Genomic DNA, 14796 nt, shown 5'->3' on the forward strand with positions numbered 1-14796 from the left:
CAACAGATTTGATCTGAAATCCCATCCCAAAATGTGCCGGAAACACCGTACTTTGCAAAAAAAGAGAAGATGGACCTTAATTTAGCAGTATTGATAGACGGGGATAATATCCCATCGGCCTACGTAAAGGAAATGATGGAGGAGATCGCCAAATACGGCAATCCTACCATCAAGAGGATCTATGGCGACTGGACGAATCCACGCCTTGGGAAATGGAAGAATGTACTGTTGGAGAATGCTATCACGCCCGTACAGCAGTATGGGTATACAGCCGGAAAGAATGCTACTGATTCTGCTATGATCATAGACGCGATGGATATTTTGTATTCCGGAAAGGTCAACGGGTTCTGTCTGGTGAGCAGCGACAGCGATTTTACACGCCTGGCCACACGCTTGCGGGAAGCGGGGATGATGGTGTTTGGGATAGGAGAGAAGAAAACCCCCGATCCGTTCATAGTAGCCTGTGATAAGTTCATTTATATCGAGATCTTAAAAAAGCAATCAGAAGAAGCCTCGGCGGAAACCGAAGGCAGCAAAGCCGGCAAAAAGAGTGGAGTAGATAAGATCACCAGAAAGGATATCAACCTGATCACAGACACCGTAGATGACGTGGCTGATGACGACGGCTGGGCGTTTCTCGGGGATGTGGGCAGCCTCCTTCAGAAGAAACAGCCCAACTTTGATTCCCGGAACTACGGCTACCAGAAACTCACACCCCTGATCAGTGCCATGGGTGAATTTGATATCGAAAGAAGGGAAGATGCCAAAGGCCGCAAAAAGCTAATCTACGTGAAGATCAAGGAGAAAAAGGGCAAAGGTTCACGCCGATAAGTCCTTTAATTTCTGCTTGTGTTTTGTATGGGCCAAATTCACTATTTTTGGAAGCCTGTGAAAAATCGGGTCTCCATACCCGGAACAATTGCAAATATGAAAAAGTTACTTCTCCTGACCTGGCTGGTGATTTTCACCTCATGTCAGACCTCCAAAGAGCCGGCAGACCTGCTGGTCGTCAATGCAAACATTTACACTGTCAATGAGACCTTCGACAAAGCAGAAGCACTGGCAGTAAAAGATGGGATGATCCTGGATGTGGGTACCTCAGAATTCATCAGTGGGAAATACGAAGGAAAGGAAGTGGTGGACGCCGGTGGTAAAACCGTGATCCCGGGACTCATAGATGCACATTGTCATTTCTACGGCCTGGGCCTGAACCAGTTGAAAGTAGACCTGGTGGGAACGACAAGTTATGAGGAGGTCCTGGAGCGTGTCAGGCAGTTCAGCGAGGAGAACCCCACCAACTTCATACAGGGAAGGGGATGGGACCAGAACGACTGGGAAGTCAAGGAATTTCCGACCAAGGAGGAGCTCGACAGGCTTTTCCCTGATACTCCTGTGGCGCTGGAACGCGTAGACGGGCATGCGTACCTGGTCAATCAGAAGGCTTTGGATCTGGCGGGAATTACAGCGGAAACACAGGTTTCCGGTGGCGAGATCATTAAAAAGGACGGCAAGATCACCGGGGTCCTGGTAGACAATCCCATGTATATGATCGATGCGATCGTCCCTCCTCCCACCAGGGAAATGGACATCAAGGCTTTGAAGGATGCAGAAGCACTTTGTATAGACTACGGGCTTACCACTGTAAATGATGCAGGGTTGATGCGGGGGACCATTGAACTTATAGACAGTCTGCATCAGGCAGGCGACCTTTCGATGAGGGTATATGCCATGGTCAGCAACTCCCCGGAGAATCTGGACCATTTCCTGCCCAAGGGGATCGTCAAAACAGACAGGCTTCATGTGCGGTCTGTAAAGGTTTACGGGGACGGCGCTTTGGGTTCGCGCGGAGCAGCCCTGAGGGAGCCCTATTCTGACCAGCCCGGGCATTTTGGTGCCATGGTCACCCCGGTTGAAGAGATCGAGGACCTGGCTATGCGCCTTGCGGACTCCGATTACCAGATGAATACTCATGCCATTGGGGACTCTGCAAACATCGCTGTGTTACGGGCATACAAGAAAGCCCTGGAAGGAAAGCAGGACAGGAGATGGAAGATCGAGCACGCACAGGTGATCTCTGCTCCGGATTTTGATTATTTCAAGGAAGGGATCATCCCCTCGGTACAGCCGACTCACGCCACCAGTGATATGTACTGGGCAGAGGACAGGCTGGGCGAGGAACGGGTACAAGGTGCTTACGCTTTTAAAACCTTACTTGACAAGGCAGGGATGGTTGCCCTTGGTACGGATTTCCCGGTAGAAAGGGTAAGTCCTTTCCTCACCTTTTACGCCTCTGTGGGCAGACAGGACCTTGAGGGTTATCCCGAGGGAGGGTTCCAGATGAAGGATGCGCTTAGCCGGGAAGAAACCCTGAAGGGGATGACTATCTGGGCGGCTTACTCCAACTTTGAGGAGGATGAAAAAGGCAGCCTTGAAGCGGGAAAGATGGCAGATTTTGTGATCCTGAGCGGGGATATCATGATGGTTCCCCTGAAAGAGGTTCCGGACCTGAAGGCTGAACAGGTCTTTATTGGCGGGGAGCGAAAAAAATAGCAAAAGAAAAAGCCGAAGCAACTGCTTCGGCTTTCTTTTTTCAGATTATAAGGATTACATCACAAAGGTGATAGGAACAGCTACTCTGTCGGTTCCCCATCCCATAACCAGGTGAACTCCGCCATCCACTTCCTTAAAGGTCATGGAAAAAGCCTCCAAAGAATCGTCTCCTTCAGATGCCTTGGCCTGAACTCTTACTACATCGCTTGAGTCCTGGTAGAAATAAGAACCCCACTGGTTCAGATTCTTGTTGAGTATAACGGTCCATTTACCCTCACCTGGGATGGTAAAGAGAGAATACGTACCGGCATCGATCTTTTTACCACCTATGGTAGCGCCCTTGTAAAAAGTGATCTCAGCGGCTTCATTCGCCCCTGTTCTCCATACCTTCCCTGCCGGAGCAAGGTCGGCCACAGCCCTTCCCTTAAGCTGGGGTCTGCTGTAGATCACCCGGACCGCCTTGTCAGAGATCTTGTAGTCAGATGGGTAGGAGGCCATATCCATCGGACTTTTGTCCATTCCGCTGAAATCCTGTGCAATCACGTCACCGGTAAAGGCGATCGCGCAAATCAATAAAGTAAGTGTAAGTACATTTTTCATAAGTTCGATTTTTAGTTCTATCAAAGCTAATGGCTAAGCCTTTCTGATTTTTATAAAGAGTCGTTAAAATTTGAACTTCTTACATTTTACTAAGGGAATAATCGAAATCAGAGTTAATCATATCAATTAATGCAATATATTACGAAAAAAGTAACAGTATGAAATTGAAATTAATAAAGTGTTTTCTATTTAAAAGTATATCTTCATCTTTGCCTCTCAAATCAGAAATATAACGAAGTATGTGTGGAATTGTATGTGCCTTTGAGCTGAAGGAAAGTTCAGAAGTGTTGAGGCCGCAGTTATTGGAGATGTCAAAAAAGGTGAGGCACAGGGGACCCGACTGGAGCGGGATCTATTCCGATGATAAGGCCATCCTGGCCCATGAAAGGCTCGCTATTGTGGATCCGGCCTCCGGGAAACAGCCACTGATAAGTCAGGACGGCACCTTGATCCTGGCCGCTAACGGTGAAATTTATAACCACAGGGAACTGCGAAAACAATTCACAGGGAAGTACCAGTTCAGAACCGAATCAGATTGTGAGGTCATTTTGGCCTTATACCAAAAAAAGGGCCCTGCTTTTCTCGATGAGATGAACGGGATCTTTGGATTTGCGATCTACGATACAGAAAAGGACGAGTATTTTGTGGCAAGGGATCATATGGGGATCATTCCCTTGTATATGGGTTGGGATAAGAACGGCACGTTTTACGTCGCTTCAGAGCTGAAGGCCCTGGAAGGGACCTGTACCAAGATCGAACTCTTCCCTCCAGGACATTACCTCCACAGTTCGGACGGGGAGTTAAAACGATGGTACGTGCGCGACTGGATGGAATACGAAGCAGTAAAGGATAATAAGACGAGTATTGAAGCGATCCGGGAGGCCCTCGAGGCGGCGGTTCACAGACAGCTGATGTCTGATGTACCTTATGGGGTGTTGCTGTCAGGCGGACTCGATTCTTCTGTGACATCGGCTATTGCCAAGAAATTTGCCCAGAAACGTATAGAGTCTGATGACACCACCGAAGCCTGGTGGCCACAACTGCACTCCTTTTCCGTTGGCCTTGAGGGATCGCCGGACCTTGCTGCAGCCCGGAAGGTGGCTGAACACATCGGGACGGTCCACCACGAGATCAAATTCACCATACAGGAGGGCCTCGATGCCATCAAGGACGTGATCTACAACCTGGAGACCTATGACATCACGACCATCCGGGCTTCTACGCCCATGTACCTCATGGCGAGGGTGATCAAGTCTATGGGGATCAAGATGGTGCTGTCAGGAGAAGGGGCTGATGAACTTTTTGGGGGATATCTGTACTTTCACAAGGCCCCCAATGCCCGGGAATTCCATGAGGAGACAGTGAGGAAACTGAAAAAACTCCACATGTACGACTGCCTGAGAGCCAACAAGTCGCTCGCAGCCTGGGGAATTGAGGGACGGGTGCCCTTCCTCGACAAGGAATTTATTGACGTGGCTATGAGCATAAATCCCCAGGACAAGATGATCAACGGGGAACGCATGGAGAAATGGGTAGTGAGAAAGGCCTTCGAGTCTTATTTGCCTGAGAGCGTAGCCTGGAGGCAGAAGGAGCAGTTTTCGGACGGGGTAGGATATAGCTGGATCGACACCCTGAAGGAAATGGTGGCAGCGGAAGTGAGCGATGAACAACTGGCCAATGCCAAGTTCCGGTTTCCTATTCAAACCCCGACCTCCAAGGAGGAATTCTATTACAGGTCGATCTTTGAATCCCATTTTCCCTCTGACGCGGCCGCCCTCAGTGTGCCCCAGGAAGCTTCAGTTGCCTGCAGCACGCAGATCGCCCTGGAGTGGGATGAGGCGTTTAAGAATATGAATGACCCCTCAGGCCGGGCGGTAGCCAGGGTGCACGCAGATGCTTATGTTAAGTAATAGGAATCGACAACCGATTCAGGTTTTGATTATACGCAGAAAGCACCCGGATGGGTGCTTTTTTAATGGTAGAAGGTCTAAAGAAACACAAAAATCAGCAAGACGATCCCGGCAATAAACAGTGGTCCTAAAACTCCCAGGACCAGTCCGCCAAACCTGAAGTCCTTTTGCTCCAGTTTCCCGGTGCTGTATGCGATGGCGTTAGGGGGAGTCGAAATGGGCAGAAAAAGAGCTGTGGAGGCACATAATCCGATCACCAGGGGTAATACAATAGGGTTTTGATAGGTGAGGATGATCCCCAGGGGGATGAGGACGGTCGCTGTGGCGGTATTACTCATCACATTAGACAGGATGACGGTCAGAAAGCCGAAGAGGAGTACCAGGACGACAAAATTCAACTCGTAACCCGCGATCTTTTCGACATAGTGCGAAGCCAGCCCGGTCTCTTTGATCGCCAACCCCAGTGCCAGTCCGCCGGCGACCAGCATGAGTGTATCCCAGGGCAGTTTTCTTACGTCGTCTGCGTTTACGATACCGCTCATGGTCAACAGGATGATCGGAAGGAGGGATACGACAGAAGCAGGGATACCGTGTAGTTTTTCCGTAAGCCAGAGCAGGAGGGTGAGGGCCAGCACACCCAGAACGATACGTTTCTTGATCCTCTCAAATTTATTGAATTCATCATCTGCGGGCGCCGTGGTCTTTTCGGTTTCTATCACGAATTTTCTTTTCTCGTCCAGATATTTTCTGGAAAGGAGGTACCAGAACATGACGGTCAGCAAGAGGGAGATCGGGAACCCGATCATCATCCATTCCAGGAAGCCTATATCGATCCCGTGATTGTTGAGGGCCTCAACAGCAATGGCGTTGGGGGGAGAACCGATCAGGGTTCCCATCCCGCCAATGGTCGCGGCTCCGGCGATGCCGATGAGAAGAGCCTTTGACAAGGGGTCCTCCTTTTCCAGGGTATTGAGAAAAGGGAGTACTGAGGCGATCATCATAGCCGTAGTGGCGGTGTTGGACATAATCATGGAAAACAGGGCGGTAGTGAGCATGAGGCCAAGCAACACCCGTCTGGGCGAGGTGCCCATTCGGGAAATGCTGAGGTCGAACACTACCTTGTCCAGTCGGGTCTTACTCATGGCTTCGGCGATAAAAAATCCGCCGAGCATCAGCCAGATAACACTGCTCGACCACGAATTGATGTAACCGATGTAATGTTCCCTGACGTTGTCGGGATCGACCTGAGAATAGTGGCTGTTCATCGCAAAGATCAGGAAACCAAAGACCATCAGTCCTACCGCAAAGGGAGGAATGGCTTCAGTGACCCACAGGCCAATGGCCAGGAAAAGAAGGAAGAGCACGTAAACCTGCGCCTGGTCGAGCCCGGGTTCATACATAGCATAGGTCAGGAGGAAAGAAAGAATAATACATAGGAGGAAGTAAATGACCTTGCTTTGGACATCCACGACCTTTTGAATGTGGGACATCAGCTTAAGAGACACACCCCGGGAATCACTCATGATAAATACGTTTGGATTGCAGTACAAAACTACTCCGGAAAAAAGGAAGAAAACCTAATATTTGTCATGTGTATTCTCAAATCTGTCCTTCAGAGCGAATCAGGGGCAAAATTGTTGTTAAATTGTTGATAACTTCACTGCTTCATTTGGCCCTCATCCCTATATTCCACGGGGTTTTCCTTATATTTGTGAGATTGTTGAATCGCAGGCAATCCCAGAGGTTTCTAAGCGGATAAATCCACCGGATTTTGAACCTTTCAGGATTGTTTTTTTGCGTTTGGTAGATACGGGTCATGAAAGGATCCGGTCTGGAAGTAAAACCTTAATCAATTTTATGAGCGAAGAGAAGAAAAGCAACTATTCAGCCGACAGTATTCAGGCCCTGGAGGGGATAGAACACGTGAGGATGCGTCCGTCTATGTATATCGGGGACGTCGGAGTAAGAGGGCTGCATCATTTGGTATACGAGGTTGTCGATAACTCCATAGACGAGGCCATGGGCGGCCACTGCGATACGATCAGTGTCGTCATCAATGAAGATAATTCGATCTCGGTTAGGGATAACGGTAGGGGAATACCTGTAGACCTCCACAAAAAAGAGGGGGTGTCTGCTTTGGAAGTGGTCATGACCAAGATCGGTGCCGGAGGTAAATTCGACAAGGATTCCTACAAGGTCTCCGGGGGTCTTCACGGCGTCGGGGTCTCTGTGGTAAATGCCCTGTCCAATTCCCTGAAGGCCACTGTATTCCGGGAAGGAAAGATCTGGGAACAGGAATACGAAAGGGGAAGGGCACTTTATCCCGTGAAGAGTACAGGTACTACCCAGGAAAGGGGTACAGAGGTCACCTTTCACCCGGACGAGCAGATTTTTTCACAGACCATAGAATTCAGCTATGAAACCCTGGCGAACAGGATGCGTGAGCTGGCATACCTCAATAAGGGTATTACTATTACCATCACGGATCGCCGTCAGAAGGAAAAGGACGGTGAATTTGTATCTGATGTCTTCCATTCGGAGGAAGGACTGAAGGAATTCATCCGATTTCTGGACGGGAACCGGGAGGCACTGATCCAGAATATCATTTCCATGGAAGGGGAGAAGAACGACATCCCCGTGGAAGTTGCCATGGTCTACAATACGGGATACACAGAAAACCTGCATTCGTACGTCAACAATATCAATACCCATGAAGGGGGAACCCACCTTTCCGGTTTTCGCAGGGGATTGACCACTACCCTTAAGAAATACGCCGATGCTTCCGGGATGCTGGACAAACTCAAATTCGAGATCCAGGGGGATGATTTCAGGGAAGGTCTTACGGCTATTGTCTCAGTAAAAGTAGCAGAACCTCAATTCGAGGGACAGACCAAGACCAAGCTTGGGAACCGGGAGGTTTCCGCGGCGGTGAGTCAGGCCGTTTCCGAGATGCTGACCAATTATCTGGAGGAACATCCGGACGATGCCAAGATCATCGTACAGAAGGTGATCCTGGCCGCCCAGGCGAGGCATGCTGCGTCCAAGGCAAGGGAACTCGTTCAGCGAAAGAATGTGATGTCCGGCGGAGGACTTCCAGGGAAACTCTCAGATTGTTCGGAACAGGATCCCACCAAATGCGAGGTGTTCCTGGTTGAGGGTGATTCGGCGGGAGGTACTGCCAAACAGGGCAGGGATCGGAACTTCCAGGCCATCCTGCCACTCAGGGGTAAGATCCTGAACGTGGAAAAGGCCATGCAGCACAAGGTCTTCGAGAATGAGGAGATCAAGAATATCTATACCGCTTTAGGTGTTACGATCGGAACAGAGGAAGACAGCAAGGCGCTCAATCTGGACAAACTCAGGTACCACAAGGTAATCATCATGTGTGATGCGGATGTGGACGGGAGTCACATCGAGACGCTGATCCTGACCTTCTTTTTCCGCTACATGCGCGAATTGATAGAGGCCGGCCACGTATATATCGCCACCCCACCGCTTTACCTGGTCAAAAAAGGCAATAAGAAGAGTTATGCCTGGAATGACAAGGAACGGGATGCAATCGCAGAGAGTTACAAAGGAGGGGTCAGCATACAGCGGTACAAGGGTCTTGGGGAAATGAACGCAGAACAGCTGTGGGAGACTACCATGAATCCGGAATTCAGGACTCTGAGGCAGGTTACCATTGACAATGCGACCGAATCAGACCGAATCTTCTCCATGCTGATGGGCGATGAGGTGCCTCCAAGGAGGGAGTTTATCGAGAAAAATGCGGTCTATGCCAACATTGATGCATAAAAAAAGGCATTACACAACAAAAACTCGCCTCCACAGGGCGAGTTTTTTAGTTTTAAGCAAAATTACATCGATATGAAAAATCTATTGTTTGCTATGATGGGATTCTGTGTACTGGCTACTCAGGCACAATCCAATGTCAACGACCTCTTCGCGGCCGGGGTAGAGGACGCAGAGACCTTTATGAATGATTACCTGGCTCCGGTCTCCGAAGGAGCTATTTACAGTATCGCGGGTTCATGGTTCAACACAGGGGATGCCAAACCCCTGGGTGGATTTGAGATTTCCGTCATCGGAAATTTAACCGGATTCAAGAACAAGGAAGACAAAAAGACCTTTGTGTTGAATACTGCGGATTACCAGAACCTCCAGTTTGTGGACGGGAGTACATCCAAGACCGTATCCACCGCCCTGGGAGATATTCAGGGCGTCAGGGTATTCGTGGAAGATGAGGTTGCACCGGGTGTCACGGCCAGGGAGGAATTTGAACTCCCTTCGGGTCTTGCAGCCGAAGACATCAATTTTATCCCATCCGGATATATCCAGGGTAGTGTTGGCCTGATCAAGGGCACGGAGCTCAAAGCCCGTTTCCTGCCCAAGATAGATACAGATGATGTCGCGATCAGTCTCTACGGAGTAGGTATACAACACGAATTTACCAAACACCTTCCCGCAGATAAGATCCTGCCAATCGCTATTTCCGGAGTGATCGGATACACCCATATAAACGGGACATACGATTTTACTGATACCAATATCATTGCAGGTTCAGACCAGCGCATCGATGCGAAGATCAATACCTGGGTCTTCCAGGCGGTAGTCTCTACCAAGCTGCCGATCATCAATTTTTACGGTAGCCTGGGATATCTGAGCGGAAAGTCGGAAACGGCCATCCTCGGTACCTACGATGTACAATCCGGACCTTTTCAACAATCGATCACCGACCCCTTCACCCTGAACAAGGATGCCAGTGGGGTTACTGCCAATGTGGGTACAAAACTCAAATTGGGCTTTTTCAGGCTTCACGCCGATTATACCCTGGCAGAGTTTAATAACTTCTCCTTTGGGCTGAGTTTTGGATTCAGGTAAAAGGTGTTACTTTCAAAAGAAATGAAAACAGCCTTCCCAATGGAAGGCTGTTTTACTATATAGAAAAAAGTCAGGGGATCTCTTATTCTCTCAGCGCGAGGATATTACCTTGAATATCTTCAAGTACGGTTCCTTCTTCTGAAGTCTTCATGCTTACTCTTTGTTCGGGCATATTAGTGCCGGGGTAGGAGATGGTGTACACACCGTTGTCCTCCGTCCAGCTGAAATCCGTTTTTACTTCTAACTGGCTGCCTTCATAAGCATGGTAGCGTCCCAGGTATACATCATTAAATATCCATTCCTGCTTGCTGGTATATCTTCCGGCTTCCTGGTCTGTGACAAAATCTACCCTGGACCAAATCCCGATGATGGGATCGTTGTTTTCAGGGATCTCGGTACAATTGCTCACCGAAATAATAGTGACTAATGCCAATAGGGAAAAGAGCTTTTTCAAAATGTAGGTTTTAGATTTGGGATCTGTTACTGATTTGTAACGCCTCTAGATCCGACTCTATTACTATTTTTCGATGAACGGCATGTCTGATATGGAAAAATTCGATGAACGTCACTCTGACGCCCTGTCTGTCTTCTTGACTTTCAACTCTTTTCCCGCTCTTTTTTCTTAAAAGTTTCCACCGTTCAGGACCCGTAATTACCGTATAAATTGCTATTTTTGCGGCGCGTTTAGGTCTTTGAGAAGGCTCGGATTTAAAAGGATCCATCTCCCTGCAGACCAACGTCTCCAAGATCGTTTAACACCACAAAAAACACATTCATATGAAAGTTACAATAGTAGGTGCCGGTGCTGTCGGGGCCAGTTGCGCAGAGTACATCGCTATCAAGGATTTTGCATCGGAAGTTGTCCTCCTGGATATCAAGGAAGGGTATGCCGAAGGAAAAGCCATGGATCTGATGCAAACCGCTTCCCTCAATGGTTTTGATACCAAGATCTCGGGAACGACCGGGGATTACTCCAAAACGGCAAACAGCGATATAGCGGTAATCACCTCAGGGATTCCAAGGAAACCGGGGATGACGCGGGAAGAACTCATCGGGATCAATGCAGGAATTGTTAAAGATGTCGCTACCAATTTGATCAAACACTCCCCTGATGTCATCCTGATCGTGGTGAGCAACCCTATGGATACGATGACGTACCTGGTACATCAGGTCACGGATTTGCCTAAGGAACGCATCATCGGAATGGGAGGTGCCCTGGATAGTGCGCGATTCAAATACAGGCTGGCAGAAGCCCTTGGTGCTCCGATCTCTGATGTGGACGGAATGGTGATAGGTGGTCACAGCGATACAGGGATGGTACCTCTGGCCAGACACGCTACCCGAAACAGTGTAAAAGTGTCGGAATTCCTTTCTGCAGACCGACTTTCACAGGTAGTGGAGGATACGAAGGTGGGCGGAGCTACCCTGACCAAGCTTCTCGGCACCAGCGCCTGGTATGCCCCCGGTGCTGCCGTTTCGGCTTTAGTACAGGCCATCGCCTGCGACCTGAAAAAGATGTTTCCCTGCTCTGTACTCCTCGATGGAGAATACGACCTGAATGATATATGTATAGGAGTTCCTGTGATTCTGGGAAGGAACGGGATAGTGAAGATCGTTGAGATCGATCTAGACAAGGCAGAAAAGGCTAAAATGCAAGAAAGTGCAGAAGGGGTAAGGAAGACAAACGGCTTGCTGCAGGTCTGATATATCCTGATAAAATTCAAAAAAAAGCGTTCCTGAGGAGCGCTTTTTTACTTTTACTGAGCGGGTGTACAGGGTCATTTTTCAGGGTCCTATATCGACCTATAAAACCGTGAAATAAATTGTCAGTTCCTCTTGGAAATGATATATTTGCACGCTATTTACGGAATCCATCAACTAATTAAAAAATCAGATGCAGAATAAAGGCCTGATAAAGCTTTTTGCTTTTTTGTTCGGACTGGTGAGTATTTACCAACTCTCCTACACCTTCATTACCAGCAGACTCGAGAATGAGGCAGAAACCTATGCCACCGCGAGAATCCCATCGACAGAAGATAATTACGTTGCCGAGCGGGAGGCTCTGGAAGCCAGGTATCTCGATTCCATAGGGGACAATACCGTTTTGGGGTATACCACGTATAACGAAGCGAAAAAGAAAGAACTCAACAAAGGTCTCGACCTGAAGGGGGGGATCAATGTAACCCTCCAGATCTCCGTAAAAGACATCCTGAAAGGTCTGGCAGACAACACCAGGAACCCCGTGTTCAACAAGGCTCTGGCCGATGCAGACCAGGCCTCCAAGAACAGTGATGATACCTATCTCAACCTCTTCTTTGAAGCTTTTGACAATATCAAAGGGGATACCAAACTGGCTTCTCCAGACATCTTTGCCAACAAAGCTCTGAGCGATGAGATCAACTTCCAGATGACTGACGACCAGGTCAAACCTATCATCAGGAGGAAGATTGACGAGTCGATCGTATCAGCATTTGAGGTACTCAGAGAACGTATAGACGGCTTTGGAGTCACCCAGCCCAATATTCAGAGGGAAGGTACTTCCGGTCGAATTCTGGTTGAACTTCCGGGTGCCAGAGACATAGCCAGGGCTCAGGACCTGCTCTCCAGCACCGCCCAGCTTGAATTTTGGGAGACCTACGAGCCAGGCAACCAACCCCTGATCAACTTTTTTATCCAGGCTAACGAACAACTCAAAACCCTGGTTGAGGACACGGGGGAAGAGCAGGTAAAAGAAGCCTCAGAGATCGACACCCTGCTCTCTGATGTGGCACAGGATTCGCTCGACCTGACAGCGGAGCGCAACCCACTCTTTGAAAAATTACAACTCAACGGACCCGGATTTGCAATAGGAATCGCGGCCATCAAGGACACGGCAGAGATAGGCTCCTGGCTGCGCATGCCCGAGATCAGGAGGCTGCTTCCTGCAGAAGTCCAATTCACCAAATTCCTTTGGGAACGCCCATCCCAGAATTCAGAAGTAGCTGCTCTTTACGCCCTTAAATCCAACAGGGAAGGAGTGCCAAGGATCAGCGGGGACGTAGTTAGTGACGCCCGCGATCAGTTCGACCAGTTCAATCGCCCTGCTGTGGGGATGGACATGAACGTCAGAGGCGCCAAGGAATGGGAAAAACTCACCAATGAGGCCAACCTTAACAACACAGGGATCGCCATCGTCCTTGACAACAAAGTATACACGGCTCCCGGTGTTTCCCAGGTAGGGGGGATCTCAGGGGGTAGTTCCGAGATCACGGGAACCTTTACCGTCAATGAGACCAAGGACATAGCCAACGTATTGAGGGCCGGTAAACTGCCGGCTTCTGCGGAGATCATCGACTCTTTTGTCGTAGGACCGTCCCTGGGACAGGAAGCCATAGACAGCGGTTTCACCTCCTTTGTGATCGCCATGGTCTTTGTCCTGATCTGGATGTTCTTCTACTACGGCAAGGCCGGTATCTTCTCTGATATCGCCCTGGTCTTTAACATTGTTCTGATCTTTGGTGTCCTGGCAAGTCTGGGCGCGGTACTCACCCTCCCCGGGATCGCGGGTATCGTCCTGACGATCGGTATGTCAGTGGATGCGAACGTACTGATCTTTGAAAGGATCAAAGAAGAAGTTCACAAGGGTAAAGGCAAGGGACAGGCCATCAATGACGGTTTCAACAACGCCCTGTCTTCCATCCTGGATGCGAATATCACTACCGGACTTACGGCATTGATCCTCCTCGTTTTCGGATCAGGTCCTATCAAAGGTTTTGCAACTACCCTGATCATCGGTATTCTGACCTCCCTTTTTACCGCGATCTTTGTTACCAGATTGCTGGTCGACTGGTATATTTCCGGTAAGGGAAGGTCCCTGACCTTTTCCACGGTCATCACCAAGAACCTCTTCCAGAATGTCAATATCAACTTCCTAAGCAAGCGTAAGATCGCCTATGTGATATCAGCTATCATTGTGACTGCCGGAGTAGCGTCTCTGTTCACTAAGGGGCTCGACCAGGGGGTAGATTTCGTGGGAGGCCGTAATTACCAGATCCGTTTTATCGATCCGGTAAACCCTTCTGAGATCACCAATGACCTGACTGCAGTCCTGGGAAGTGCCAGTGCAAAGACATTTGGAGATGCTAACCAGATCATGGTCACTACGAAATACAAGGTAGATGCTCAGGGAACGGAGGTCGATGATGAGATCCTTGGCATACTCTACAATACCCTCCAAAAATATCTTCCGGATGGAGCCACCTATGAGGATTTTGTGCCCGGTGGAACTAATGAGGATATTGGAGTGATGAAATACCGTAAGGTAGGTCCGACCATTGCAGATGATATCAAGAAGAATGCCGTATGGGCTGTACTGGGCTCCCTGGCGGTGGTCTTCCTTTACATCCTGCTTCGATTCAGGAAATGGCAGTTCTCCCTGGGTGCAGTCGCCGCGGTCTTCCACGACGTTCTCATAGTGCTGGGTGTCTTCTCCTTCTTCAGTGCTTATATGCCCTTTAGTATGGAGATCGACCAGGCCTTTATTGCGGCCATCCTGACGGTGATCGGATACTCTCTGAACGATACGGTTGTTGTGTTTGACAGGATACGTGAGATCGTCACCGAAAAAGGATTTAATGCCGGGATAAACATCAATGAAGCTTTGAACAGCACGTTGAGCCGAACGCTGAACACCTCACTCACCACCCTCGTGGTGCTACTGGCCATCTTTATCTTTGGGGGAGAGACCCTGAGAGGATTTATGTTCGCCATGATCGTGGGGATTATCGTAGGTACCTATTCATCCCTGTTTATCGCAACGCCTGTGATGTTCGATACCTTAAAGGAAAAGATTTCCAAGAGGAACCGATAAAAAGAA

At 49.1% G+C, this 14796-nt stretch carries 10 protein-coding genes; 7 read left to right on the forward strand and 3 right to left on the reverse strand.

The features are described 5' to 3' along the window. Window positions 1-69: 69 nt before the first annotated feature. Entirely contained in the window at window positions 70-831 is a 762-nt protein-coding gene (locus IEV19_RS11725) for an NYN domain-containing protein (protein WP_188370928.1), read from the forward strand. A gap of 96 nt (window positions 832-927) precedes the next feature. Beyond that, complete coding sequence (locus tag IEV19_RS11730) at window positions 928-2550, forward strand: amidohydrolase (RefSeq protein ID WP_188370929.1); 1623 nt, start codon at window positions 928-930, stop codon at window positions 2548-2550. A 54-nt stretch (window positions 2551-2604) separates the two neighbouring features. On the opposite strand, the gene IEV19_RS11735 is transcribed toward IEV19_RS11730, so the two are convergent. Continuing rightward, the gene (locus IEV19_RS11735) at window positions 2605-3150 is read right to left on the reverse strand and encodes a DUF2911 domain-containing protein (RefSeq protein WP_188370930.1); all 546 of its coding nucleotides are present in this window, start codon (window positions 3148-3150) and stop codon (window positions 2605-2607) included. Between the two features lie 239 nt (window positions 3151-3389). Between IEV19_RS11735 and asnB the strand changes: the two genes are divergently transcribed. Further along, window positions 3390-5060: an asparagine synthase B gene (gene asnB, locus IEV19_RS11740; RefSeq protein WP_188370931.1), complete on the forward strand. Its 1671-nt coding sequence runs from the start codon at window positions 3390-3392 to the stop codon at window positions 5058-5060. 77 nt (window positions 5061-5137) lie between these two features. On the opposite strand, the gene IEV19_RS11745 is transcribed toward asnB, so the two are convergent. Further along, the gene (locus tag IEV19_RS11745; protein WP_188370932.1) at window positions 5138-6583 is read right to left on the reverse strand and encodes an SLC13 family permease; all 1446 of its coding nucleotides are present in this window, start codon (window positions 6581-6583) and stop codon (window positions 5138-5140) included. 334 nt (window positions 6584-6917) lie between these two features. On the opposite strand from IEV19_RS11745, the gene gyrB reads away from it, so the two are divergent. Both gyrB and IEV19_RS11755 read left to right on the forward strand, forming a co-directional pair. Further along, window positions 6918-8855: a DNA topoisomerase (ATP-hydrolyzing) subunit B gene (gyrB, locus tag IEV19_RS11750; RefSeq protein ID WP_188370933.1), complete on the forward strand. Its 1938-nt coding sequence runs from the start codon at window positions 6918-6920 to the stop codon at window positions 8853-8855. 72 nt (window positions 8856-8927) lie between these two features. Then, on the forward strand, window positions 8928-9941 hold the full coding sequence (locus tag IEV19_RS11755) for a DUF6588 family protein (protein WP_188370934.1): 1014 nt from the start codon (window positions 8928-8930) through the stop codon (window positions 9939-9941). Window positions 9942-10023: 82 nt separating this feature from the next. On the opposite strand, the gene IEV19_RS11760 is transcribed toward IEV19_RS11755, so the two are convergent. Further along, entirely contained in the window at window positions 10024-10395 is a 372-nt protein-coding gene (locus IEV19_RS11760) for a hypothetical protein (protein ID WP_229732594.1), read from the reverse strand. Window positions 10396-10718: 323 nt separating this feature from the next. Here IEV19_RS11760 and mdh point away from each other — a divergent pair, with 323 nt between their 5' ends. Both mdh and secDF read left to right on the forward strand, forming a co-directional pair. Then, entirely contained in the window at window positions 10719-11645 is a 927-nt protein-coding gene (mdh, locus tag IEV19_RS11765) for a malate dehydrogenase (RefSeq protein ID WP_188370935.1), read from the forward strand. Between the two features lie 190 nt (window positions 11646-11835). Next, window positions 11836-14790, forward strand: a complete 2955-nt coding sequence (gene secDF / locus IEV19_RS11770; RefSeq protein ID WP_188370936.1) for a protein translocase subunit SecDF — start codon at window positions 11836-11838, stop codon at window positions 14788-14790. Window positions 14791-14796 lie beyond the last annotated feature (6 nt).

The sequence above is a fragment of the Muriicola marianensis genome, from assembly GCF_014638095.1.
GTDB lineage: Bacteria > Bacteroidota > Bacteroidia > Flavobacteriales > Flavobacteriaceae > Muriicola > Muriicola marianensis.